We start from the raw sequence: 25,092 nt of genomic DNA on the forward strand, positions 1-25,092 counted from the left end.
GGTAACTAATTCTGGTAACCCCAGGGTCTGTTTACCGGGTTTTCTATTCCTAAATGATTGAGCACTCGCGCAGTAACAAAATCGGCCAGCTCATCGATAGATTCAGGATTATTATAAAATCCTGGAGCTGCCGGCATAATTGTGACTCCTGCCTGGCTCAACGTAAGCATATTCTGCAAATGAATAGTGGAAAAAGGCATTTCTCGGGGAAGTACAATTAGCTGCCCTTTTTCTTTAATCACTACGTCGGCCGCCCTTTCAAGGAGGTTATTACTTGCGCCAGTGGCTATTGCAGAAATACATCCCATGCTTGCAGGGCAAATAACCATCTGTTTTGGTGCAGCTGAGCCACTTGCAACCGGCGAATACCAGTTTTCCTTTGAATAAACGAGAATAATACCATCATCAACCTGACAATATTCGCTAAGTATTTCGGCTATTTTTGTCGGCGACTGAGGAAGCTTTAGCGACATTTCAGTAGCCAAAACAATACGCGCCGCGTCAGTTATCATTACATGAACTTCTTGATAATAACGCGCCAGATACTTTAACAAATTTAACGCATAGATCGCACCTGAGGCGCCGGTAATTCCAAGAGTAACTCGGCTTTTACCTTTCATGACTTACTCCCGCATGCTTTTGCAGCGCTTAATGTATCAAGTAGCCGCTGATGAATACCATCGAAGCCACCATTGCTCATAATCAAAACATGGTCATCTTCCCGAGCCAAAGCGACAATTTTGTCAATAATTGCCTGAGTGTCTGAAAGCACAAAGCAGCTTTCAGGTTCATCAGATTCAAGCTGCCACTCAAGCTTTTCAGGCAAATGATAAATAACAATATCAGCTTTTGATGTGGCATCTTTAAGCGCGTTTTTATGGATTCCCATTTTCATGGTGTTTGATCGCATATCAACAACAGCAATAACACGGCGGCTTCCCACCTTATCTCTTAGACCTGAAGTAGTTGTCGCAATTGCTGTTGGGTGGTGCGCAAAGTCATCATATATAGTAATGCCTGCGACTTCTCCTTTAACTTCCATTCGACGCTTCACATTTTTGAATCGAGTTAAGGCCTTTATGGCATTAGCAACTTCAACTCCTACATGGTGGGCCGCCGCTATAGCCGCTAGCGCATTATTTACATTGTGGTCTCCAATCAAATTCCAATCGAGTCGCCCCACCAGTTCTCCAAGATGGTAGATATCAAAACTTGAACCATCATTTTTGCGTTTATCCGCATACCATTTAATATTCTCTCTATTTTCAGGAGCGAGAGAAAAGTCCTGAACAGGAGTCCAACACCCTCTTTCAAATACGCGATCAAGAGCATCTGAATTCTGAGGTCGAATAAGAAGACCTTCTCCCGGAACGGTCCTTACCAGATGATGGAACTGGGTTTCAATCGCTCGCAGATCATCAAAAATATCTGCATGATCAAATTCCAGATTATTTAGAATGCAGGTTCTCGCACGATAGTGAACAAACTTCGAACGTTTGTCGAAAAAAGCGGTATCGTACTCATCTGCTTCGACAACAAAAAACGGTGAATCTGTTAATCTGGCAGAGACACCAAAATTTTCCATAACTCCACCAATTAAGAACCCCGGATTAAATCCACAGTCTTCGAGGATCCAGGCAACCATACTGGCAGTCGATGTTTTACCATGAGTACCAGCGACCGCTATAACCCACTTGTCGGCAAGAATATTTTCGTTAAGCCACTGCGGCCCAGAGCGAAACGACTGGTTCGAATTAAGCAAGGCTTCAATAACAGGCTTTCCTCGACTAAGCGCATTGCCGACAATAACACAGTCTGGCTCAGGTTTTAGCTGCTCAGCATCATAGCCCTCATGTAACTCGATTCCCAGAGACTCTAATTGATCGCTCATCGGCGGATAGCAATTTAAATCAGAACCGGTAACTTTGCAGCCTTTCTCTACAGCCAGACGTGCTACGCCTCCCATAAATGTGCCACAAATACCCAGGATATGAACATGCATAGTCACTTCAACTTATTATCAATTAATAGATTAAATTTGATGCATTGTAGCACGAATTAACCGGTGCTCCAGAAAGCCGCAAATAGATTCAATATATAGGACATGGAAATATCCACGCTATCCCGTTGTGCCTTTCCCTCGGCCCTGCGGCTACAATCATTTTTTCTTGGCTTTTTTGTGGACGATAGAGTAATTCCTGTTCATTTTGGTTTATAATGGCGCCCGAAAATTTGAACAGAATTCAGGAGCCTGAACATGACTCAAAAAAAGCGAAATGCTTTTTACGCCCAGTCTGGTGGCGTGACTTCAGTTATAAACGCCTCAGCATGCGGTGTAATTGAAACAGCCCGTCAACATAAGAAATTTATTAACAAAGTCTATGCCGGACGAAATGGTATTATTGGAGCTTTGACTGAAGACCTGATAGATACCAGCAAAGAGTCTAAAAAAGATATTGCTGCACTTAAATATACACCATCGGGTGCTTTTGGCTCCTGCCGTTACAAGCTGAAAAGCATTGAAGAAAACAGAGCTGAATATGAAAGACTGATCGAAGTCTTTAAAGCGCATGATATTGGTTATTTTTTCTACAATGGCGGTGGCGACTCAATGGACACAGCTCACAAGGTGTCACAATTGAGTGAGACTATGGGCTACCCGATTACCTGCATTGGAATACCTAAAACGGTAGACAATGATTTGCCAATCACTGATAACTGCCCTGGTTTTGGTAGCGTGGCCAAATACGTAGCTGTATCCATTCGCGAAGCAGGATTTGACGTTGCCTCCATGGCCAAGACATCAACCAAAGTCTTCGTTATGGAAGTAATGGGGCGTCATGCAGGCTGGATAGCCGCCGCAGGAGGTCTGGCCGCGGAAAGTGAAGGTGATGCACCTCATATTATTCTTTTTCCGGAAATAGCCTTCAACAAAGAAAAATTCCTTAAGAAAGTTGATCGTTGTGTTAAAAAGTTTGGCTATTGTGCAATCGTCGTATCTGAAGGCGCCGCATATAAAGATGGTACTTTTCTGGCGGATGCAGGAACCACGGATGCCTTCGGTCACAAACAACTTGGTGGAGTTGCACCTGTCGTTGCTCAAATGGTGAAAGACGAGCTTGGATACAAATATCACTGGGCTGTTGCTGACTACCTACAAAGAGCAGCTCGTCATATTGCTTCCGAAACCGATGTAGAGCAAGCCTATGCTATGGGCAAAGCTGCTGTAGAACTTGCAGTTTCTGGAAAAAATGCGGTAATGCCGACGATTGTCAGAAAGAATACGAAAACCTACAAATGGACTATTGGCGAGGCCTCTCTATCGAAAGTCGCGAACGTAGAAAAGATGATGCCTCGCAACTATATCAGCCGGGACGGTATGCATATTACTCAGGCCTGTCGCGACTATATGCAACCATTGATTAAAGGAGAGTCTTATCCTCCATATAAGAATGGCTTACCACAATATGTTACTTTGAAAAACGAAGCGGTTAAAAAGAAGTTAAAAAAGAAGTTTGATATTTAATCAGTTAATTTTTTACTACTTGTATTAAGAAAAAGGGTTGGTACTGGAATTACCAACCCTTTTTTTCTACCTGCAGACTAAGGCATTCAGTACTTGCCTGCACAACTTCAAAATGAACGGCGCAATACCTCAAACTCTAAATTAAAGTTGCATATACTTTAGATAAACGTTGACGAATTATTTTGGGGTTAATCTCAGATAATAATAAACGGCAAAATCCAATTCATATAGAAAAATAGCCTATCTCGAAAGCTCCGATATAACAAAAGCTAACGATAAAAAAATGTCCCATTCGTTTTTACTAAATTAAGTTCAAAATCAAATCCATTGCAGAGATAAAAAAGAAGTTATTCCACGCATAAAAAAATTAGCTGCTATGTTTATTTTCAACCCTTTCGTTGTTCTCTCATAGATAACATTCACACGGAGATGTGCCATGACACTCAATAGAAAAGTTAAGCATCGTAGCGAAAACATCAACATCAATTTCAGTCAAAAAGGTATCCCCTATTTTCCTGTTTATGGTCATTTTGCGACATTCTTCCTTAAAGGAAGCAAAGATGATCACTACAAGCTTTGGATAAAACTGGCCAAGCTTACCGATCGAATTTGCGCAGAACAAAACTATAAGACCGTATGTATTAGAGGAGTAGACTACGATCGATGGGAGGAATGGTGTAAAAAATATAACATGCCTGTACCCAAAGAGATAACCAGGCATAACTTACTAAATAATAAGCCATTTACTTACTCTGGAGGCGACCTTTGGTTTCATATAAAGGGAGAGAATGAAAAAAGCTGTAAGAAATTGCTTGATGAAATAGTTGCAGAGTTAAAACCTGTGACTGAAAAGTATATCAATACCCCCGCTCACAAGATGCATGGAGGCAAGGTATTTGGAGGACGGTTTAGAGACGCCATGATCAATCCTGTCGATCAGGTTAATTTATCTGAAAGAGCTATCGTTGGCGAAGAAGATCAGTTCTATCGCGGCTCAGCTTACGTTATTCAGCAAAAGTTTAAGCATAACTGGGCACAACTTGATGATATGAATATGGTGGAAAAAGAAAACATGATTGGACGAAACGGCAACAATGCCATTATTCCAACCGAAGACGATAGGAGCCATATCAAATGTGTTCGTCAATTAAATGGCCAGCGAGTCACTCAGTCGATACTACGACAAGCTCTTCCCTATGGTCACACCAGTGATGGAAAAGGCAAAGAGGAAGGGGTTTACTTCGTTGCCTATGCTAACAATGGTAAAGTTTATGAAGAACTGATACAGAATATAGTCGGTCCGGACAAAGGTTTTATCAAGGATAAAATGCTTAGCAATAGCCATGCTGAGTCAGGTAACTTCTGGTTCGTTCCTTGCGCAGAAATCTTGAAACTTTCTGGTCCACAAGGTCATGTAGATGTTCCATTAAATGAGTATTATGACCTCCGCAGTCGTAATGGTTTTATGTACTACAACAACAGAGACTTTCTGCACCAGGCACAATTAAGAGAAGACGGTGCAGAGTTTAGTGACAGAATAATGATTCTACTAGGTGAAACCTTTTCTCGCTGGAATGATACCTGGGAAAAAATACAAACAATGCCTTCTTTGGGACACCTTAAGGATCACCTGAAATCGGCTCGTTGGAAAAAATATCAGAAAATTGGCAGCTCAAAATCCGCAGCCCTCCGTAAAGGTCTGGCAATTAAAATTAGCCTATCGGATGTTTTACAGCGAGAAATCTACCGAGAAAAGGCAGGTCTTCATACAATAAAACCCCATGAATTAATCGTTGGAAACATGCCACCACTAACCCTGGGTAGTGGCTCACAAGTCATGGAGTACCTCAATGAGGACGAAAAAATTGAAGCCTTTTTTGGTATGCTGAACGAATATTCTGCAACCGGACATAACATACCAAACTATCACAAAGTATTACGCCTAGGCGTTGATGGACTTATTAATGAAGCAGAAAAAAAACTGAAAGGTGCCAGGGGCGAAAAGAAAGAGTTTTATCAATCCGTACTTTGGTCACTAGAAGGACTACAGGACTTCATCTTAAGCTACGCAGATCTTGCAAATCAACTCTTTGAATCAACGCCAGATAGCGCAAAGTTAGAAAAGCAAAACTATCTGGAGATCGCCAGGCGAATGAAAAAGATTGCCGGTAAAAAACCCCGCGGTTTACTGGAAAGCATCCAACTAATCTTTATCATCAATTGCGCACTTCATCAAACCGGTGAGCCAATGTCTATTGGGCGTCTCGATCAGTATCTGATTGATGCCTACCGTGCTGATATAAAGTCTGGAAAGCTAGATGACAATGGAGCCCAGGAGATAATTGACGCATTTTGGCTTAAAATGGATGAGACAGTCCTATATAACCGCCAACATATGCAGGACTATTTGACTTATGGTACTGGCGCCGTTTTTTATTCCGCAGGAAACTTCCCTCAAGGGTCAGCGCTAAATCAATGGGTTCAGCAGGTCACTATTGGAGGCTACTTGCCCACCAACTCAAAGACCCCCAAAGATGGTTGCAATCAAATAACTCTATTGTGTCTACGCGCCGCTCGCCGCCTCCCCTTGAATGCGCCCTGTTTGTCTCTCAGACTTCATAAAAAAATGGACTCCCCTCTTCATAAAGAGATTATTGAAGAGTCGGCTAAAGCCATTCTATCGGGTGGCGCACATCCCATTTTAATGAACGATGACAAACTATGTAAGGGACTGGCTAAAAGTGGTCCAATGCAAATCGCCGATTCCAGAGACTATGTATGTGATGGTTGCTTCGAACCAATCATTGGCGGAAAAAGCGAATGGGCATTTAGTTATGTTCCTATTCTTCCCGTAGTTGGAATGGCTATGAATCAAGGAGCAACAATTGAGGGAGCAGGCTGGGTTCATTTACGCGGTTTGAAAACCGGCTGGAACTCGCCACCTCCAGAAGAAATAAAATCCTTCAAACAATTTATGGATATCTTTTATACCCAATACAAGTGGCTGATAAACCAATTTTACAACACACTGATGAATAGTTATGGCGCACTATGGAATGTATGTCCGAGTCCACTATTCTCCTCAATGACCGAGGGCTGCATGGAGTCAGGCAAAGATATGACCAATGGTGGTGCCAAATACCATATTGTCGCACCAATGATGTGTGGAATTACAAATGCAATAAATTCTTTGTATGCTATCAAAAAGCTGGTATTCGACGAAAAGACCGCTCTGACCAATCTTCCGGAATTACTACAGGCACTCTGGAATGATTGGGGAGAAAACATGATCGAACCATTCCAGAATGAATTCGCAGGAAAAGCCAGAGCAGAAGCTAATGCCCTTAGATATAAAGAGCTAAGAAAAGCAGCCTTATCACTACCGAAATTTGGCGAAGGAAGCTGTCCGGAACTCAAAGTATTTGCCGACGAAGTGGTCGGTCAGTGCGTGAAAATAATCCGTGATGGAATAGATAACCCCTTACCGTCGATAAAGAAAGCCTACGACAAACTAAAAAAACAATACAAGCTCGAAGGAAGAGAATTTGCCTTTACGGTAACGCCAGGAGTCGGTACTTTCGAAGACAACCTCGGGTTAGGATTAGGAATGGGAGCATCTGCGGACGGTCGACTCTCGGGAGATCCTATAGCTGATGATTTTAGTGCAGCTCCAAGTCCTTCAGACATGCCTCCACAAACAGAGCCTTACAATATTTATAAAAGCCTCGACGACTGGAATCTACCTTCAATCAACGTTGGATTGTCTAATGCAGCACCGGTAGATATCAATATTGACGAAAGCTTTTCCTGCAAGGAAATGATGGATGTTATCCATAAATTTGCCGATGGTCAAACGGGCTCTAATTTACTCACTGTAACTACAGCAGATCCGGAAACCTACGCACAATCTATGCTGTTTCCCGAGAAATATGACTTAGTCAGGGTAAGGCAAGGTGGCTGGAGTGAATTCTATATTGCAATGTTTCCTGAACATCAAGCTTATATTGCCAGACGTCCCTACTACTCTACAAAGTAAGTCTTTGCGTTTATCGCTCTAGACCAGGTAGCTCTATGTTTTGCTACCTGTTTACCTGGCTACCTGGCTACCAGCGACTAACTTTGCAAAAGGAAATTAATCCGGAACGAATCCAGAATTGAAACAGAATCGATTAGGAGAATACTAATGACTCGTCTTACTCTTATTTCAATTTTTATTCTTGTAGCTAATTTCGCACTGAATAATCAAGTAGACGCGCAAGCGAAAATGTCGGAGGTAAAAACATTCAACCAACTTGAAAAGATTGTTCAGCGACTTGATAAAAAAAATCATTCGAAAACTCTTGTAGTTATGGATGACGATGACACCCTGACCATGATGCGCTGCGAATATCAAGGAAAGCCAAAAGATTGTCAGTACCTTGGCGGACCCGCATGGTACAGTTGGCAAGAGAATCTACTGTCCACTCAATCCAAATATAAAGTTGCAAACAGCTCTACAGAATTACTCGATATCGCAGCACTATTGCTTGCAATGAACGATATGGACTATACGGAAAAGGCAATTCCTGAAGTATTGCACAAACTAACTCTATCTGGAGTCAAACTACTTGTCCTAACAGCTCGCGGAAGTAGCAACTTATCGGCAACTTCAAGCCAGTTTTCAAAACTTTTTGTTGGAGACTCTGACAAAAAACAGACCTTTCTTGACTTAATCAATCGCAATGCTTTAACGGGTGATAAAAGTGGCATAGCCAGTATTGCAAGCCCGTTTCAACCCAGCGACTGTAATGCACAGCGTCCAGTGAGTTACCAACAGGGAATCATGTACGTTGCGGGACAGAACAAAGGGGAGATGTTACTTTGCTTGTTGAATAGAGCCAGCTCTACTGAAATTAGGAATATAATTTTTATCGATGATACTTTGAAGAATGTGAAAGATGTTTACCATTCATTTAAAGATAAGTCCGAATACGACGTTGACGCGCTTCACTACACTGCTCTCCAACACCATAAAGAAGCTTTAACCAATGGTTCAAAAGCTGAAACCTACCAGAAAAATGCGCAAGCACGCTGGCAGGCTATTCGCACGACGCTGAAGAATGAACTGAAAAAACCTGCTGTTAATTATTAATATTAAAGTCTGACATTCATGCTTTATCACTGAACAAACTATTTACTAGTTAAGGAAAATTATCATGTCTCGATCCAAACTATCAAAAGTTGAACACTTTGTTGTACTGATGCTGGAAAACCGTTCTTTCGACCAGATGCTTGGTTATCTATATTCCGATGAAGGAAATAAATCTCCGCTAGGTCATTCGTACGAAGGATTAACGGGAGAGGAATTTAACTTTGATTCTAAAGGCAATCCTATCAATGTATATAAAATATCTCCGCAAGATGATTACGCCTATTTCATGCCAGGCGCGGATCCAGGTGAAGGTTATTTCAATACAAACTCTCAATTGTTTTCCGACCATATTGCGCCATCGCCCATCACAAAAGCGACAAACGAAGGCTTTGTTAAGAATTTTGAATATACCTTGGGATGGGAAAAAAAATCGAAGTGGTCAATTCTTCCGGGAACAGAAGGGAAAAGTATTATGGGTATGTTTACTCCTGGCATGCTTCCAGTTCTATCAACATTAGCCAGAAGCTATGCCGTGTGTGACCATTGGTATTGTTCTGCACCCACAGAAACCCTTCCGAACCGGGCGTTCTTGGCGATGGGTACATCGCAAGGTCGGTTAACCGATAAAGAAAAAGTTTACACTGCACCAACCATTTTTAATTTGCTGAGTAAAAATGGTAAAACCTGGTCCATCTATGGGTACGACAAAGCACCACTTAGTCGAACATCGTATGCGGATATTACTCACGCCTCCAATGACCATTTTGGAATGTTTTCGGACTTTAAAGAATCAGCCGAAAAAGGCAAGCTCGCGAACTATGTCTTTCTCGAGCCTCAGTGGGGAAAAGGAGGAAACAGCCAGCACCCGAACTACGATGTCGCCAAAGGAGAAGAGCTTATTCTCGAGGTATACAATACATTGAGAGGTTCACCGCTTTGGGAGAAAACACTCCTGATTATAACCTATGATGAGCATGGCGGTTGTTACGATCATGTTGCTCCACCTGAAGATGCTACTCCACCAGATAACACCGTTGGTCAATATGATTTTGATTTCACTCGATTTGGTCCAAGAGTCCCTGCAGTTTTGGTATCTCCTTATATTGAAGCTGGGACGGTTTACCGAGTCTCAGCTCAAGAAACACCTATCGATCACACATCGATTCTGAAAACTATCGAAGAACGGTTTGGGTTACCATCATTAACGCAGAGAGATGCAGTAGCACCTAGTCTTGCCAATGTACTTACACTGGACAAAGTAAGAGATGATAATCCACTCAAAGATGTAAAAGCACCAACTAGTAGCCATAAAGTTGATTTTGATGATGAACCCGATCATTTACAGCAGCTGTATGTTGACTCGATGAATAGCCTACCGTATGAAGAAGTCGCAAAGAAAGATGAGTCCAACAAACAGGTCAGCTTTTCCAACAGCAGTGAAGCAATGGACTACGCACACAGACGCTACCACGATTATTTTAGCTGGTATGAAAAGCACAATAGATGATATTGATATTCTGAAAGTCGACTGGCGGATCAGCCTGACTGTATCCGCCAAAGCCAGAGAGAAACAGACTATCTCATTAAAACCAACGCTGTTCAGTCAAGTATTCTGACTTGATTAAATCATTGAACCGTTCAACTTGCCTTGCCTTGTAGCGGCTGTCTTTTTTAGCGTTAATTACCTTCACCGCTGAAAACAATGATTCTTTGTAGCCCGGAGACTCACTATTGAGAATGATATATCCAAACTCGAAAGCCAAACCTAAAACCTGTGCGGCCGGAGGAATTTCATCACCAGCGAGCCCATTTGGATGACCACTACCATCATGACTTTCCAGGGATTGCAAAATTAAGTCAGAAGCTATACTCCATCCAGGCATTCTCGCTAGTAACCCTGAAGCAAAAAAAACCTGATCCATTGTTAGGTCGGCAGGCGACTCTTCTATTCGGATTTTGTTAGACAGAGTAAGAAAAGTAATAGCCGCTTTAAGTTGATCTTCTTCAACTTTTCTATTTAGCATTTGATTTAGCGAAAGAGCCATATCATTAACGATATGCAAAAATTTTTCATGAGATGAGTCAGTTTGCGCTTGCTTGTCGCTAATAAACTCAAAAAACTCCAAATCGGTTGCATCCATAAAGCTGAAAGCGCGGCCGTGCTCATTATCTACTGCAACTAGATCAACGTTGTAATGACCATCTTTAACCGCAATCACGGCTCTTTCAGCTACTCCAAGGCGTTCGCTTGAATCGACGCTTTCAATCTGGCTTATCAAGTTCTCTATACTTGTTAGAGTCATACCGCTTACAGACTGTCTCTGAATTAATTTTTCCAGTTGCTTCTGAATCTCATTGATGACAACTACAGCAAATTCACCATAGGTGTCATGATACTCAATTTGACCGCTACGTATTTTCGAAAAGAGGTCTTCAAGTTTGTGGCTGGCTTCGACAAAACTATCGAGAAAAACCATTTTGCAATTGCCTTTAACAGTATGCAAAGAGCGGAACATACGGTCAATTACCTGCGCGTCAGCGCCCGCCTCCAATATAGAAGCGCACTCATTTACATCAGCAATAGCGGCTACGACGTCTTCAAAAAACTCCTGTTTGATTTCATCATCTAGCTCTTCAAATGCTTGAGTATCTATGCCTTCAGTGTTTGCTTGCATCTTTCCAGAAAAAAATTATTGACGGAATTAAGTTTATCTCGATAAGAGTCAACACCAATAAACGACAGGTTTGCTTTTCTAGTATGGCAAAAAATGAGAAAAAATGTGATTTATTAATAACATAGATGTAAAAAGGAGCCAATAAAGGCTCCTTTTTACAGACACCAGCAAAATGTTCAGCTTAAAAGCGGAGCAATTACCAGGCTGACGATCGCCATGACGTTAATCAGGATATTCATGGAAGGTCCCGAAGTGTCTTTAAAGGGATCACCTACAGTATCACCAACAACTGCTGCTTTATGCACATCTGAGCCTTTGCCGCCAAAGTTTCCTTTTTCAACAAACTTTTTAGCATTGTCCCAGGCGCCTCCGGCATTGGCCATAGTAAGGGCAAGCAAAACACAGGTGATTAACGCTCCCGCCAACATGCCACCTAAAGCCTCAGCGCCAAGACCAAAACCAACAACGGCTGGAGCAGCCACCGCCAATGCGCCGGGTATCAGCATTTTTCTAAGAGCGGCTTTAGTCGCTATATCAATACATTTTGCATTATCTGGCTCGGCTTTACCCTCAAGAAGTCCGGGGATCTCTTTGAATTGACGACGGATTTCTTTAATCATATCAAAAGCAGCACTTCCAACAGCACGCATTGTTATCGCGGAAACCAGAAAAGGAAAAATACCACCGATAAACATCCCCATTAATACCAGAGGATCGTTGATTTCCAGTTTGAAGCTTTCAATATTTCGAGAAACCGTTTCAATGTATGCGGCTATGATTGCTAGCGCAGCCAGTCCCGCGGCTCCAATGGCAAATCCCTTACCAATAGCAGCAGTGGTATTACCAACTTCATCAAGACCATCAGTAATTTCTCTGACTTCTTCTCCAAGTTCAGCCATTTCAGCAATACCACCAGCATTGTCAGCCACTGGACCATATGCATCGATAGCCATGGTAATACCGACAGTGGCCAACATTCCGACTGCCCCGATACCAACGCCATAAACACCAGCCCCTTCAACAAAATACGAACTGGCATAAATAATTGCGGCAATTGTAAGGACCGGAATCACAACAGACTCCATACCGACCGCCAAACCAGCAATCATCACAGTAGCAGGTCCTGTTTCACCTTCTCGAGCTAGATCCTGAACAGGCTTTCCACCGGTATAGTATTCAGTAACCAGACCAATAATAGAACCACCAACTGCACCAGATATGACGCAATACCAAATGTTTACCGATAATCCCATCCAGTCTATAAGTACATAGGCTGCAGCGATCAACAACAAAGTCGCACCAAGTGTACCCGTCCTCAAGGCTTTTGCCGGCTCAGCCCCAGAAGCTAGTTTAACGATAATGATGCCAATAATTGAGCAAATCAAGCCAACAGAAGCCAACGCCAAAGGTAGGAACATTAGAACCTCCCGGTGCCCTCCCCCGGTCAAAGTTGCTACAGCTGTTCCAGCCATGGTGGAGGCTATTGCAATAGAGGCGATCATTGAACCACAATAAGATTCAAAGATATCAGATCCCATACCGGCAACATCACCGACATTATCTCCGACATTGTCAGCAATTACTCCCGGATTTCTCGGATCATCTTCAGGTATGCCTGCTTCAATTTTACCCACCAGATCGGCACCAACATCGGCACTTTTGGTAAATATCCCTCCGCCCACACGGGAAAACAATGCAACCACTGAAGCTCCCATTCCAAAGCCATGTATTGCTTCTGCGTGGGTAGGATCTCCGCCGAATACATAGTACATTCCACCCAGCCCCAATAAGCCCATCGAGGCCACGGCCAGTCCCATAACTGAGCCACCATAGAACGCCACAGTCAATGCAGACGCCGGTCCACTCTCTGCCGCCGCCACAGTGGTTCTCACGTTCGCTTTTGTTGCTGTATACATACCTATATATCCTGCAATCGCTGAACTCAGAGCGCCAACAATAAATGCGGTAGGCGTATGCCAGGACTTAAAACCAACAAAGAGCAGAATAGTCAGGACGACAAGGAAGGCTGCGAGGATGGTATATTCGCGACGCATAAATACCATAGCTCCCTGATGAATTGCTTCGGCTATTTTTGCGGTCTTTCCCTCTCCGCCCGAATATTTTTTTATAAAGAGATAAATAATAAAGGCTGCTATTAGCCCTACAATACCAAGAATCGGCGGTACTATTACTAGATCGGTCATACTTCCCCCACAGTTAAATCATCTACAACACCAGCATTACCAAAGGTAAGACCGGTAGATAACAAAATTGACATACGTCTACTCTTGTTGCTTTCGATGAAATTGAAATTCAAAAAATTGATTTTCGGGCGAACCAACTGCATGGCAAGGATCGAAGTGATTAACATTAACTTTATTAGCTTCGGTTGCCCCAATGCCATAGGCCAGACTATTACCTCTTATTATAACCAGAACCAAAAGTCCGATGACTCCTGTATAACAATAAACTATCAGTAGGTAAACAAACGAAAACACCTTATTTTAACCAACTGATTTATAAGGACTTTATTTATTTTTTGGGAGGAGTTTATTTTGCGCTGCACTATCGTTATAATACGCGCCCTAATTGAATCTAGCACTTGAAGAACGGAAAAATGAGCCTGAACAAAGTACCAGCAGGTAAAAACCTGCCAGAAGAAATTAACGTGATTATCGAAATTCCAGCCCACGCTGATCCGGTAAAATACGAAGTCGACAAGGAATCCGGCGCAATCTTTGTTGATCGTTTCATGGCGACCTGTATGCACTATCCAACAAACTACGGTTACGTTCCTCACACTCTGAGTGAAGACGGTGATCCGGTAGACGTTTTAGTCCCTACTCCTTTCCCTCTATTGGCAGGCTCTGTGATTAAATGTCGCCCTGTTGGCGTTCTTAAAATGACTGACGAGTCAGGCACCGATGCCAAAATTATCGCGGTTCCTGTTCGTAAGTTAACACCAATATACCAGGATGTTAATGAACATTCAGATCTCCCTGAATTGCTTCTTAACCAAATTCAGCACTTCTTTGAGCATTACAAAGATCTAGAAGCGGGTAAATGGGTTAAAGTTGAAGGCTGGGGTAATGCTGCAGAAGCGCAACAGGAAATCATCGATAGCGTTAATCGCTATGAAGAAGCCCCTGAAAAACCGGCGTTCTAATCTCAATTTCCAAATAAAAAAGCCAGCTCTTTAGCTGGCTTTTTTATTTTTTATAGGAATATTTTATTATACCCTAGAGCTTTCAATTTTCTGAGTAACCCCCTCGGAATAACCAGGCCATAAATAGCTTGCAAGCAAACGAAGGGCCATGTTTTGACTCCGAGCCTTAAACCAAATTTACCACACAAACTAATGTGAGGTTGCAATTTCTCCATGCTGGCCAACAATATTTTGCTTCATTAAATTCATACGGATATTAAACTCATCTTTAACTAAAGTAAAAGATGGATGTTCACGCACTGCCGTCAATCCAGGATCAGCTTCTGCCCACCATAAATCAACAAACCCTTCCTGAATTGCCTGACGCAAAAAAGTAATCCCTTTTTCCGTCTCGCCTTTCAATGACGCAATAACTGACTGAGCATAACGCATTTCATTGTTGGCAACTCCTTCATTTCTCAAGCGGATAATTGATTCCTCAGCTAGAGAAATATACCCATCAGCTTTTAGAAGGTTACCAACATTTTGATACGCCCGAGCTAAAAGCAAATTTATTCGCACAGTTTCCTCATCTGACTTATGAGGCATCAATTGTTTTACTCTAGTTTGAGCCAAAGTAAGATCCTGTATGGCTTGCTGATTTTTACCTTGCCTCAAGGCAACATAGCCACGCATCAATAACTCGTTTGGCTTCTGGGTATTTTCATTAAACCCATCAGTGATTTCTTGCAGTCCATCAATGTCACCCGCTGCGATTAGAATAAATGCTTGTAGCCATCGATACTTATCGGCATATTTATCTTCTCGGCTGACCAAGGTATCTACATTAGTTTGCGCGGCATCCAACTCTCTCATAGAAATAAGGATTCGAGTAGATTGAGCAAGCCATTCACTATCCTCTCCACTAAGATCTGCTTGACGGCGATACATGCTATAGGCCTGATCTAACTGACCGACAGACCGACTAACATTGCCTGCAATACTATAAGCTTGCGGATAATTAGGGTTATTTCTTACGACCAGATTAAATACATCCATTGCGGCTTTATAGTCACCAAAGCGTATAAGATCTTGTGCGTGATTAAAACCAACAACAGCCGCTTGTGGATCTATTTTATATGCCTTCTTACGAAGAGCGGCACCATCTACAAAATTTCCTTCATTTTGCAAAATACTGCCATACCACATATATGCTTCGGCATTTGATGGATTTATATTGATTGCTTGAGTTAAAGCTTTTTTCGCCTGAGTCAAAGCCTCCAACGCAAGTGAGTCATTGGTATCTTTCAGAAGATGTCCGGACTTTTGCCAATAATATAAGCCTTTCACTGCAAACGCTTCTCCCAAATCGGAATTAATACTCTGAGCCTTATCAAGCATTGCAATAGCCTTAGGACTTACATCTTCAAATTTCTCAATTCCATAACTTACCTGTAGCAGATAGGTTTCCGCAATCATTGCCATGGCTTCTGCATATTCAGGATCATAACTTAGTGCCTGATTAAAATGGGTAAGTGCTCGCGAAAAATCTTCCTTTCCGCGATTTCTTAAGAATGCAAGGCCTTTTGAGTACTCTGCAAAAGCGTCAATATTTTTTGTTCCGATTTCAGACGCAGCAATTTCTGACTCACCCAGCAGACTTATTTTCAATTCTTTCATTACCGAGTTGGCGATCTCATCCTGAACTTTAAAAACATTTTTTGTATCCCTATCCCAGCTACGAGAAAACACATGGACGTCTTCATCCGCTTTAATCAATTGGGCGGTAACACGAATCAAATCCCCCGAACGTCTTACGCTACCTTCCAGAATATATTGCACGCCCAGCTCTTTAGCGATTTGGCGAACATTAATATTTGTATTCTTATACTGGAAAGAGGATGTACGAGCGGCAACTCGGAGTTTCTTATTCCTGGCAAGAACATTCAATAATTCTTCGGATAGACCATCGGCAAAAAACTCATCATTGCTTTCGTTAGAAAAACTCGCAAACGGGAGCACTGCAATTGTTTTTTGATCAGCGATGGGCTTCAGGATCGACTCGAGTTGCTCTCGATTGTCACTCGCCTGTACAGGTTCTCTTGCACTGTTATAATATAGAAATGTCGCACTGGCACCGAATAACAATATGACAACCAGTTCAAATAACTGAACAGTGATAGTTCGTTGCTTCGCAAGTTCACTTGAATCAGCCAGAAGCTTTTGGCGATCCAGTCGAATATCATACATCCAGCCAGAAATAAGAGCGACGGGAAAGCCAGCGAAGGCAAGTAACACCATCGAAGATAAAACCCAGTCATCCACCCCCAGCACGGGAAATAGAATATCGGAAATCTGAATAATTCCCCAGGTTATTGCAGCATAATAGGTAGCAGCCTTGAAGATCTTTCTGGTTTTGGCTTCTTCCCAGACCCTTGTCATGACGTTATTAGACCTTTCTCAGTTGCTGAACGAAATTTACTTACAATCCCAATAAATCTAAACTCAAATGCTTACCGAGGAACTCATTGATAAGACAGGCATAAAGACCGTTAAAATAACGGCCTCTTTATATGATATATTATAAGACGACAAGTTCAATGAAATGGTTGCTTTTGTAGTGATATTTTTTATAACTAAATATTACCAACTAGTAGATAATACTAAAAAGCATACCCTTTTCTATTTGCCACTCTTTAATCCGATATCACCGCTTACCGTCGACATTCGAATTACCCCGCTACCTTCCCCGCTAGTAAACGCCAGACTTTGGGAGTCAATAAAGCTGGTTTGAGGCTCAACGTCATTAAATTCATTCACAACTCTTCCGCCTGGAGCAGTCTCCAGAGAAACTTTCGCATCGAAGTTATCAGTAAAATAATAGTAGGCGTCGCCAGATACGCTACTCATTTTAATTTCCCCATTAGCCAGCATTTGCCCTTTCAACTTGATACTACCTGAAACAGTTGATGCTTTAACTCGTTCAAAACTCGCCGCATTGATATCAAGATCAGCAGACACTCCAGACACACTAATCTGACTTGCACTAATTTTTGCCTTCAAATCGCCACTTACAGTGCTGATTTCAAACTTTCCTTCAATTTCGTTAGCGTCAATATCTCCGCTAACGTTGTTTACATAAGTTCGCTTTTTTATCTGACTAATTTTTAAATCACCACTGACAGAGTTAATCTCCACACCACCTTCAACTTTTTCCACTTTCAGATCAGTAGCTACTCCGGTAAATGACATACTCGAGCTTTGTGGCAACCATACCTCTAATTTAGAACCATCATGACTACGATGACCCGTGTTTCTCGGAAGTTTCACTTTAATAGTAGTTTTATCGCCAGATGTTTCAAAAATAAACTTCTCGGTAAGATCATCTAAAGTACCTTTAACGCGAACTTGATTCTTATCCCACCCTTTAACAGTGATCTCTCCTCGAGTGTTATTTATTTCAACTTGACCATTCGCTTCTACATCAAGTGACTTATCAACCTTCTCTCCTGCAAACACAGAAAAAGACAGTGACAGTGCTAACAAAGGCGTCAAATATTTCATGTTCGTTCCTCATTATTTAAATTCTGATTGAGCCGGGCTAATTGCGAAAGAAGCGCCAACTCTTGCTGATAGGTTGCTTGCAATAGCTTTGGTAGTTGAGGGTTATCCGGCTCTGCAGCAATCGCATTTTTTAAATTAATCGTCGCTTTCTCTATTACAGCCAGGTTAGTCTCTATTTCGTCTAGAATGGAAGAATCATTGACATTAGAGTTATAACGAATCTGCGTAAGTAAAGCTGTTCGTGCGAGCCTGTACTCTCTATCCATAGACTCTACGTAATTCATTGATTCTACCATTGCCTGTCGAGCCTTATCATCAATCAATATTTGCTGTTGCGAGCTCATATCGGCCATTAATATCTTTGCCTGATTCAAATTTTGCCAGCTAAAAAATAACATACCAGCACTCAAGACTAAAGAAGCAGCCATTCCCCAGGAAAACCATTTGGATTGACGATAAATAATACTACTAGCACCATTGGTTCGCCCAGATTGCTGATCGGATAAGATAGTCGTTTCAATCCGCGACCACACTTCTGGGTCGGGCTTCATTTCCATCGGCAGCTTGGCGAGGGCATCGCTAAGCTGCTTTTGCTGATTAATATCAATTGGAGACTCTTTCATATCTGCTCTCTCAAAACCTTTCTTTTCATCAAGACGAAGTTTTATCTATGAATACTTAATACTCAACCTGTAGCTAACTCGCTAAATAGCTTTTCCGTAGAAGCATTCGCGCTCTGGCAAGCTGTGCTTTAGATGTTCCCTCTGCGATATTTAGCATTGTCGATATTTCCTTATGAGCAAGGCCCTCAATATCATGCATCACCAGAATATTTCTCGCTCCCTCAGGTAACATCATAATCAGCTTATTTAAATCCATTTGGTGCTCCTGATTTGAGGAAGAAACAGCGCCAGCATGACTTAACCAACCGGCATCCGCTTCATCATTTCCTAGCTCCACAGAATTTTGCCAAACCTTTTCACTTTTAAGTCGCATTCTATCAATGGCCAGATTGGAAGCTATCTTTCTGAGCCAGGTATAAAATTGGCTCTGCTGCCTGAAACTCGCTATTGACTGCCATGCTTTTATATAAGACTCTTGCAATACTTCTTCTGCCAACTGCCTGTCACCAATCATTCGAAATATAAACATCATCAAGCGGGCACTGGTACTACGATAAAGACGTTCAAAAGCAGCTACGTCACCATTGACCGCCTGTTCAACCCAAATTTCTACTTCACCCTGTGATTCTAATTCTTTGGTAGCCGGCAAGCGATAACTCCGATTTGTTCCTGGTTTTGACCTTGTTTATAAGCATAGACGAGAGAATTTTGGAAAAGGTTTAAATCGATCTAAGAAGATAGGGCAAGTTTTTGACTCTCACCCTGTTACTATAAGGAGGCCGGATAGTTAATTTATCTAATTGACAGCTTTAAACCACTGTTGGTGAAACCTTAAATATTAACCGTTATTTAGAAGCTCTCTAAGATCGATGAGTCCCGCATTAGCGCGACTAATATAGGAAGCCATTACCAGAGAGTGGTTCGCCACCAATCCAAACCCACTGCCATTAAGTATCACAGGACTCCAGATAGACTCCTGGGTAGCCTCAAGTTCTCTGATTATCTGAGCTAGACTCGCTTTGGCATTCTTCTTTTCGAGTACACTGGCGAAATCAACCTCAATAGCCTTGAGCAAGTGAACGAGCGCCCAACAAGCGCCGCGAGCTTCATAAAAGGTATCATCGATTTCCATCCATGGAGTTTTAACCATTACACTTTCAGGGCTCTGGGTAGATTGGGATGCGGCTTCATCGCCGGAAAGATCTGTATTCACTCTTTCTTGACCCACTGAAGCAGAAAGTCTTTGCGATAACCCTCCCAATCGCTTTTCAACTAGTGTTAACCAGGCTGTAAGGTTGTCTGCTCTGGCATAAAACTGATGTTCAGGGCTATCAGCCTGTCCTAGCTTTTGTCTATATAAAGCCAGCTTTTCAATCCCGGAGCGATATTTACTCTCCGCCTCAGGAAAAATCCACTGGGAATGGTCATTGTTAAAAAGTGGCTCAGCGTCTTTAAGAAACTCATTTTCAAGTGACTGCGATTGTGACCGACTCATATGATTTCGCAAAACCGATGCCATATCTCGAACCTGAACCAGAACACCAAACTCCCATGATGGAATATTGTCCAGAAATATCGAAGGTGGCAAAACGTCATTGCTTAGAAACCCACCGCTTTTTTCAAGTAGAGTCCCAGCAATTTTTTCGGTGGTTGCAACCGTTGTGTATCCAATGATAAGCCGTTTTCCATCAGAAGTTTCAACATAGGCATCATTAGTGGCGATCTCAAAAGCATCTGGCTCAGAGCTCCAGAATATACCCACGATATATAAAAATACGGTGAGAAGTAGAACGCTATATATTACAAGCCGTCGAATTGTGGCCGGTGAGTAACTATCAACTTTATCAATTACACTACCTTCGTTGTCTTTTTGTGATTTTTTCCAGAACTTCCACATAGAAGATTACCTTATCTTAACTGAGCACAGATTATCGTTAGCATAGAAGTATGCATCATGGCTTAACCATTACACGAGTAACGGGTAGAGATTCAAATTCAAGACCTATTTCAAAGTCTTGTTTAACTTTCTCTTTATCAACTCCCATCAACATAACATGGTAACTCCCGGGAGCAAAATCAACAGTATCTTTCGCTTTAATCGTTAAACTTTCAATATGCTCCATCTTGGCCACACCATCGACCAAATAAGAACGATGTATCATAGCGTGCCTGGCTGCAGGCGAGCTGACGCCAGTCAAAACTAGCTCTTTATCACTCAAATTTTTCAGGGAAAAATAAATTGCCCGCATAGGACTAACATCAGGGGATTTAGCTAGTTGCACTCTGACAACTTCAACCCCTGCTGAGCTCGAAGCGTCATTCTCTGCTGTTGCAAATGAGTTCCATTGAAAAGAGCCAAGCAACAATATTCCCATAAACTTCATTGTTTTAATCATATATTCAAGTATCACACTCTAAAACTTAACATTGATTTTTACCATGTAGCTGATTGTAGCAATTTACCATATAAAATATCATTCACTATTCGCAAAACCTAAATAAAAAAGCGAGAGCAACTCACACCCTCGCTTATGTTCTCTGGTTTCTGATTCGCTCTCTTTACTCTTCTAGTACTAATAAAACAGAGCTCCGGCAATCAAATAACCGACAAAAACGGGAAGTCCGAATGTTATCAGCAGCAAAACCGCAACGACTCTTACTAAAGTAACATCCCAGTCAAACTGCTGGGCGAGGCCAGCACATACTCCCATGATTTTTTTCCGGGCACGCGGCTTGCGAAATTGACTATGACGATACCCAAACTCTTCTCTATCACGATAGTGACTGTAACGACTCATTATTTAACTCCTTAACTGATACCCAAGAACTCACTGCGATTGACTTAACCAGGCTCGCTCCCTCACGATGCCTTCTTATTGATTCTGGCTTTCAATGCTTCCAGCTCTTCATCCAGTTTTTCGTCTTGATCTAAAGCGTCAATCTGCTCACTCAAACTGGGATTTCTTCCAAGATTCATCGCTTCAACTTCAGCCTCTAGTTCGTCCATTCGTTTCTCAAATCGCTCAAACCGATAAAGAGCTTCGTCGATCGCACGGTTATCGATTCTTTTTCTAGCTTGAATAGTGCTCTTGACTGTTTCATGTCTTGCAACAATCGCATCTCTTCTGGCAACAGCTTCGTTCAACTTTGATTGCAACTTGCTGACATCCTGATCCAGTCTTAATAGGGCTGCTTCCAGCTCCTCCAGCTCTTTTTGCTGGGCTTCTATGGCTTGTTGCAACCTTTGCTTTTCGTTAAGAGCTTGCTTGGCCAAATCTTCCCTGCCTTTTTCCAATGCTTTTTTAGCTCTTTGTTCCCAAAGAATAACTTCTGACTGCATATCCGTTAACTTGCGCTGCATATCCTTTTTATCAGCAATAGTCTTGGCTGACTGAGTCCTTACCTCAAAAAGCGTCGACTCCATTTCAGCAATGATCATACGAACCAGCTTTTCTGGATTCTCAGCTTTATCCAACATAGCTGATACATTACTGTTAACGATATCCGAAAATCTTTTAAAAACGCTCATTAGCTTCCTCTCTTTTTTGTGCAAACTGATCTCTGGCAATCATTAAAAGTCTGACTTTTAACTTTGCTTTGATAAACAGAATTCATTTATCGTGCCAATTAGCGAAAAAAGCTCTTATGCTGTTGAAATGATAGCGTTTTTTGTGACAGTTTCATGCTGACTAGCATTTTTAGAGAGAAGAGAAAGCCAAAACGAACTTAACCAGTGAGGCCAAAATTTAGCGAAATTGACTATTTGAAAAAATAGGCTATCCGCAAAATAAGAGACTGGAAAGCAATTAAGAGAGTTCTACTCCTTTAACTGCTCAAGAGCGGCGTCGATGACTTCAATTCCGGCGCCAGATTTATAGGCATTTTCACTTAAATAACGGCGCCATCGTTTACCTCTTGGTTGACCATGGAATAAACCGAGTAAATGTCGTGATATATGTTGCAAACGAGTACCGGAAGCCAGCTCTTGCTCTATATAGGGGCGAAGTTTCTCTACAACTTCATAACGAGTCTGCTTACTTGATTCAGATTGGTAAAATAGATGATCGACATCAGCCAGAATAAAAGGATTATGGTAAGCCTCTCGCCCAATCATCACACCATCGACATTACTAAGGTGAGATTTCGCCTGTTCAAGAGTAGTTATTCCGCCGTTGATAATAATTTCAAGATGTGGGAAATCTTTTTTGAGCTGATATACTCTCGGGTAATCCAGAGGAGGAATTTCTCTATTTTGCTTCGGGCTTAGCCCAGATAGAATAGCTTTTCTGGCATGGACAATAAAAGTATTACAGCCTGCCTCGGCATTGATTCCAACAAAGTCAGTGAGAAACTGATAACTATCCAGATCATCTATTCCGATTCGATGCTTTAGAGTAACAGGCAAGGAAACCGACTCCTTCATTGCCTTAACACACTCAGCGACTAGCCTGGGCTCAGCCATTAAACAAGCACCTATTTTGCCTGACTGCACCCTGTCGGAAGGACAGCCAACATTTAGATTGATTTCGTCATATCCATATTCACTGCAAATTCTTGCTGATTCGGCAAGCGCTATGGGGTCACTCCCCCCTAGTTGTGCTGCCAATGGATGCTCCTCGGGATGAAAACGGAGAAACCTTTCGGCATCACCGTGCAAAATGGCACCGGTCGTCACCATTTCAGTATAGAGTAGAGTGTGACGCGAAATTTGACGCAAAAAATAACGATCATGTCTGTCAGTCCATTCCATCATGGGAGCAACAGACACTTTTCTATCGATTTTATCGTCGGTATTCAAAACTTTATATTCCGTTTTAGGATTTTTTGACACAAATTTGAGTAAAAGTGGCCAAAACAACAAAATTTGGCCTGAAGAGGCGAATTTTAACAGACTACAATCACTTTGGGCCAATCAATTTAAACAAGTTAAGTTTATTTAAAACAATAACTTATGAACGAGAGTTTTTTTTTTGAAAAAAAAGTTAAGCTATTTGAGATATTGCCGATAAGTTATATATCAAGCCTGCAAGCTAACGAATATGTATCATTTTCAACAAGTTAGCAAAACAGGTACGCCAGGGAGGTAAAGTCTCGGTCAGCCTAATAATAATATCGACGATTTTGATCATGGAGGTTTTTTATTGGTTCGATTTTTGAACCTGTAATCATAAGAGGAGCCAAACCATGAACACAGCAAAGTCACTAGTACTAAAATTAGTAAAAGTTTCCACTACCTTTCTTTTTTCACTGAGCATACTATCTTTTTCCGCAGCAACTCAGGCCAATGATGTAGAGCGTCTGGTTATGAGTTTGTGTGAGGCCGCAAAAGCTGATGACCGCAGTGGTATGCGCAAAAAGCTGAAAACCGCTCGCCTGAGACTTAGAAACATCTATTCAGGAATTAATTGTGGACCCGAGGGCAGCTTACTGAGAGTAGCCACCAGCAGCGGCTCACTCGATGCAGCTACCTTTATCGCCACCAAAATAGGTAAAGAGAACTTAAGCGCGGCTGAGTCAGACGGTAAAAATATATTGCAATATGCCCAGGATCTTGTTTCTGCCGGTGACGCAAGTAAACAGGCATTCGTCGACTTATACACCTCCAAAATGTAAAGGGTATTTCAAAAAAGTATCCTACAAGTTTGTTGTCGAAGAGTTAGCTCCTCTCGAAACAAAAGGGGCGGCTACGGCCGCTCTATTTTTAGTTTCAAGGTAGGCTAACTTTTTGTTTTATAAGACACTTTAAATATAATCAAAATATTTGATAAAAATTTCTAAAGTTTTTTCAAACTCAGCCGAAAAATATCTCGGAATTTTTAATAACCCCTCAATATTGAAAATATTGGGTTTAGAATTGTTTTTTACATAAAGCCGAAACTTTCATACGTCGGCACTATCGTTGGAGAATCTAGTTAATGAAACTTATTGCTAAAACAATCATCTCTGGTGTTATCTTAACAGCAACTTCTTTCTCTTTCGTCAATGAAGCAAAAGCCAATGACGTTGAGCGTTTAGTTTCGTCTCTATGCGAGTCAGCTAAAGCTGATGACCGAAGCGGAATGCGTAAAAAGCTTAAGACAGCTCGTTTGAGACTGCGCAATATCTATGAAGGTATTAGTTGTGGTTCTGAAGGCAGCTTGCTACGTGTAGCAACAACTAGCGGTTCTCTCGAAGCTGCGACTTTTATTGCAACTAAACTTGGAAAAGAAAATCTGGGTGTTGCAGAGGCAGATGGAAAAACTATTCTACAATATGCGCAGGGGTTGGTTGATGCTGGCGATACAAGTAAAAAGGCATTTGTTGAGCTTTACCAGTCTAAAATCTAAGAGCTCAAAACTCCTTAAATAAAAAAAGGTAGTCTGATGACTACCTTTTTTTTCTTAGAATTATTTTTAAATAAAATTTATTTTACCAGAACTTCTACACCA

The 25,092-nt window shown here is 41.8% G+C and carries 21 protein-coding genes; 7 read left to right on the forward strand and 14 right to left on the reverse strand.

The features are described 5' to 3' along the window. Nucleotides 1-5: 5 nt before the first annotated feature. Together IYN84_RS17510 and mpl are read right to left on the reverse strand one after the other, a co-directional pair. Nucleotides 6-620 carry a flavin prenyltransferase UbiX gene (locus IYN84_RS17510; RefSeq protein ID WP_196140559.1) on the reverse strand — a complete coding sequence of 205 codons (615 nt, stop codon included), beginning with the start codon at nt 618-620 and terminating at the stop codon, nt 6-8. Further along, nucleotides 617-2,002, reverse strand: coding sequence for a UDP-N-acetylmuramate:L-alanyl-gamma-D-glutamyl-meso-diaminopimelate ligase (gene mpl, locus IYN84_RS17515; protein WP_196140560.1), 1,386 nt, complete (start codon nt 2,000-2,002; stop codon nt 617-619). Before mpl ends, IYN84_RS17510 begins: the two co-directional genes overlap by 4 nt. Before the next feature lie 255 nt (nt 2,003-2,257). Here mpl and IYN84_RS17520 point away from each other — a divergent pair, with 255 nt between their 5' ends. From IYN84_RS17520 to IYN84_RS17535, 4 genes are all read left to right on the forward strand, one after another. Continuing rightward, nucleotides 2,258-3,526, forward strand: a complete 1,269-nt coding sequence (locus tag IYN84_RS17520) for a 6-phosphofructokinase (protein WP_196140561.1) — start codon at nt 2,258-2,260, stop codon at nt 3,524-3,526. Nucleotides 3,527-3,962: 436 nt separating this feature from the next. Further along, complete coding sequence (locus tag IYN84_RS17525) at nt 3,963-7,562, forward strand: Dyp-type peroxidase (RefSeq protein ID WP_196140562.1); 3,600 nt, start codon at nt 3,963-3,965, stop codon at nt 7,560-7,562. A gap of 147 nt (nt 7,563-7,709) precedes the next feature. Further along, nucleotides 7,710-8,657 (forward strand): DUF2608 domain-containing protein, encoded by a 948-nt coding sequence (locus IYN84_RS17530; protein WP_196140563.1) that lies wholly within the window; start codon nt 7,710-7,712, stop codon nt 8,655-8,657. A gap of 64 nt (nt 8,658-8,721) precedes the next feature. Further along, the gene (locus IYN84_RS17535; protein ID WP_196140564.1) at nt 8,722-10,164 is read left to right on the forward strand and encodes an alkaline phosphatase family protein; all 1,443 of its coding nucleotides are present in this window, start codon (nt 8,722-8,724) and stop codon (nt 10,162-10,164) included. 76 nt (nt 10,165-10,240) lie between these two features. Here the strand turns inward: IYN84_RS17535 and IYN84_RS17540 are convergent, their stop codons facing one another. The 3 genes from IYN84_RS17540 to IYN84_RS21015 form a co-directional block, all read right to left on the reverse strand. Continuing rightward, a complete protein-coding gene (locus tag IYN84_RS17540) occupies nt 10,241-11,332 on the reverse strand; it encodes an Hpt domain-containing protein (RefSeq protein WP_196140565.1) in 1,092 nt (363 codons plus the stop codon). A gap of 176 nt (nt 11,333-11,508) precedes the next feature. Further along, entirely contained in the window at nt 11,509-13,536 is a 2,028-nt protein-coding gene (locus IYN84_RS17545) for a sodium-translocating pyrophosphatase (protein ID WP_196140566.1), read from the reverse strand. A 78-nt stretch (nt 13,537-13,614) separates the two neighbouring features. Then, complete coding sequence (locus IYN84_RS21015; RefSeq protein ID WP_210330673.1) at nt 13,615-13,773, reverse strand: hypothetical protein; 159 nt, start codon at nt 13,771-13,773, stop codon at nt 13,615-13,617. Between the two features lie 176 nt (nt 13,774-13,949). Between IYN84_RS21015 and ppa the strand changes: the two genes are divergently transcribed. Continuing rightward, nucleotides 13,950-14,498 (forward strand): inorganic diphosphatase, encoded by a 549-nt coding sequence (gene ppa / locus IYN84_RS17550; protein WP_196140567.1) that lies wholly within the window; start codon nt 13,950-13,952, stop codon nt 14,496-14,498. Nucleotides 14,499-14,687: 189 nt separating this feature from the next. On the opposite strand, the gene IYN84_RS17555 is transcribed toward ppa, so the two are convergent. The 9 genes from IYN84_RS17555 to dusA all read right to left on the reverse strand — a co-directional run bounded on the left by IYN84_RS17555 (nt 14,688) and on the right by dusA (nt 23,462). Then, nucleotides 14,688-16,919, reverse strand: a complete 2,232-nt coding sequence (locus IYN84_RS17555; protein WP_196140568.1) for a tetratricopeptide repeat protein — start codon at nt 16,917-16,919, stop codon at nt 14,688-14,690. 240 nt (nt 16,920-17,159) lie between these two features. Further along, entirely contained in the window at nt 17,160-18,041 is an 882-nt protein-coding gene (locus tag IYN84_RS17560) for a DUF4097 family beta strand repeat-containing protein (protein WP_196140569.1), read from the reverse strand. Then, the gene (locus tag IYN84_RS17565) at nt 18,038-18,664 is read right to left on the reverse strand and encodes a hypothetical protein (protein WP_196140570.1); all 627 of its coding nucleotides are present in this window, start codon (nt 18,662-18,664) and stop codon (nt 18,038-18,040) included. The genes IYN84_RS17560 and IYN84_RS17565 overlap by 4 nt, the downstream gene beginning before the upstream one ends. Before the next feature lie 73 nt (nt 18,665-18,737). After that, nucleotides 18,738-19,313 (reverse strand): RNA polymerase sigma factor, encoded by a 576-nt coding sequence (locus IYN84_RS17570; protein WP_196140571.1) that lies wholly within the window; start codon nt 19,311-19,313, stop codon nt 18,738-18,740. A 189-nt stretch (nt 19,314-19,502) separates the two neighbouring features. Beyond that, nucleotides 19,503-20,561, reverse strand: coding sequence for a DUF2333 family protein (locus IYN84_RS17575; protein ID WP_196140572.1), 1,059 nt, complete (start codon nt 20,559-20,561; stop codon nt 19,503-19,505). 55 nt (nt 20,562-20,616) lie between these two features. After that, nucleotides 20,617-21,048 carry a copper chaperone PCu(A)C gene (locus tag IYN84_RS17580; protein ID WP_196140573.1) on the reverse strand — a complete coding sequence of 144 codons (432 nt, stop codon included), beginning with the start codon at nt 21,046-21,048 and terminating at the stop codon, nt 20,617-20,619. A gap of 189 nt (nt 21,049-21,237) precedes the next feature. Next, nucleotides 21,238-21,462, reverse strand: coding sequence for a PspC domain-containing protein (locus IYN84_RS17585; protein ID WP_196140574.1), 225 nt, complete (start codon nt 21,460-21,462; stop codon nt 21,238-21,240). Nucleotides 21,463-21,524: 62 nt separating this feature from the next. Beyond that, complete coding sequence (gene pspA, locus IYN84_RS17590) at nt 21,525-22,193, reverse strand: phage shock protein PspA (RefSeq protein ID WP_196140575.1); 669 nt, start codon at nt 22,191-22,193, stop codon at nt 21,525-21,527. A 288-nt stretch (nt 22,194-22,481) separates the two neighbouring features. Beyond that, on the reverse strand, nt 22,482-23,462 hold the full coding sequence (gene dusA, locus IYN84_RS17595) for a tRNA dihydrouridine(20/20a) synthase DusA (RefSeq protein ID WP_256435645.1): 981 nt from the start codon (nt 23,460-23,462) through the stop codon (nt 22,482-22,484). Nucleotides 23,463-23,848: 386 nt separating this feature from the next. Here dusA and IYN84_RS17600 point away from each other — a divergent pair, with 386 nt between their 5' ends. Together IYN84_RS17600 and IYN84_RS17605 are read left to right on the forward strand one after the other, a co-directional pair. Continuing rightward, complete coding sequence (locus tag IYN84_RS17600) at nt 23,849-24,277, forward strand: DUF3718 domain-containing protein (RefSeq protein ID WP_196140576.1); 429 nt, start codon at nt 23,849-23,851, stop codon at nt 24,275-24,277. Nucleotides 24,278-24,579: 302 nt separating this feature from the next. Continuing rightward, nucleotides 24,580-24,990: a DUF3718 domain-containing protein gene (locus IYN84_RS17605; RefSeq protein WP_196140577.1), complete on the forward strand. Its 411-nt coding sequence runs from the start codon at nt 24,580-24,582 to the stop codon at nt 24,988-24,990. Nucleotides 24,991-25,092 lie beyond the last annotated feature (102 nt).

Source organism: Aliikangiella sp. G2MR2-5, assembly GCF_015687155.1.
In the GTDB taxonomy this organism is placed as follows: Bacteria; Pseudomonadota; Gammaproteobacteria; order Enterobacterales; family Kangiellaceae; genus Aliikangiella.

What these genes read in the sequence shown, in the direction of transcription:
- IYN84_RS17530 (WP_196140563.1), top strand. Translation starts at nt 7,710, where the DNA reads ATGACTCGTCTTACTCTTATTTCAATTTTTATTCTTGTAGCTAATTTC.
- IYN84_RS17555 (WP_196140568.1), bottom strand. Translation starts at nt 16,919, where the DNA reads ATGACAAGGGTCTGGGAAGAAGCCAAAACCAGAAAGATCTTCAAGGCT.
- IYN84_RS17545 (WP_196140566.1), bottom strand. Translation starts at nt 13,536, where the DNA reads ATGACCGATCTAGTAATAGTACCGCCGATTCTTGGTATTGTAGGGCTA.
- IYN84_RS17565 (WP_196140570.1), bottom strand. Translation starts at nt 18,664, where the DNA reads ATGAAAGAGTCTCCAATTGATATTAATCAGCAAAAGCAGCTTAGCGAT.
- IYN84_RS17575 (WP_196140572.1), bottom strand. Translation starts at nt 20,561, where the DNA reads ATGTGGAAGTTCTGGAAAAAATCACAAAAAGACAACGAAGGTAGTGTA.
- IYN84_RS17580 (WP_196140573.1), bottom strand. Translation starts at nt 21,048, where the DNA reads ATGAAGTTTATGGGAATATTGTTGCTTGGCTCTTTTCAATGGAACTCA.
- IYN84_RS17560 (WP_196140569.1), bottom strand. Translation starts at nt 18,041, where the DNA reads ATGAAATATTTGACGCCTTTGTTAGCACTGTCACTGTCTTTTTCTGTG.
- IYN84_RS17525 (WP_196140562.1), top strand. Translation starts at nt 3,963, where the DNA reads ATGACACTCAATAGAAAAGTTAAGCATCGTAGCGAAAACATCAACATC.
- IYN84_RS17585 (WP_196140574.1), bottom strand. Translation starts at nt 21,462, where the DNA reads ATGAGTCGTTACAGTCACTATCGTGATAGAGAAGAGTTTGGGTATCGT.
- IYN84_RS17600 (WP_196140576.1), top strand. Translation starts at nt 23,849, where the DNA reads ATGAACACAGCAAAGTCACTAGTACTAAAATTAGTAAAAGTTTCCACT.
- pspA (WP_196140575.1), bottom strand. Translation starts at nt 22,193, where the DNA reads ATGAGCGTTTTTAAAAGATTTTCGGATATCGTTAACAGTAATGTATCA.
- IYN84_RS17540 (WP_196140565.1), bottom strand. Translation starts at nt 11,332, where the DNA reads ATGCAAGCAAACACTGAAGGCATAGATACTCAAGCATTTGAAGAGCTA.
- IYN84_RS17605 (WP_196140577.1), top strand. Translation starts at nt 24,580, where the DNA reads ATGAAACTTATTGCTAAAACAATCATCTCTGGTGTTATCTTAACAGCA.
- IYN84_RS17535 (WP_196140564.1), top strand. Translation starts at nt 8,722, where the DNA reads ATGTCTCGATCCAAACTATCAAAAGTTGAACACTTTGTTGTACTGATG.
- mpl (WP_196140560.1), bottom strand. Translation starts at nt 2,002, where the DNA reads ATGCATGTTCATATCCTGGGTATTTGTGGCACATTTATGGGAGGCGTA.
- ppa (WP_196140567.1), top strand. Translation starts at nt 13,950, where the DNA reads ATGAGCCTGAACAAAGTACCAGCAGGTAAAAACCTGCCAGAAGAAATT.
- IYN84_RS17520 (WP_196140561.1), top strand. Translation starts at nt 2,258, where the DNA reads ATGACTCAAAAAAAGCGAAATGCTTTTTACGCCCAGTCTGGTGGCGTG.
- IYN84_RS17510 (WP_196140559.1), bottom strand. Translation starts at nt 620, where the DNA reads ATGAAAGGTAAAAGCCGAGTTACTCTTGGAATTACCGGCGCCTCAGGT.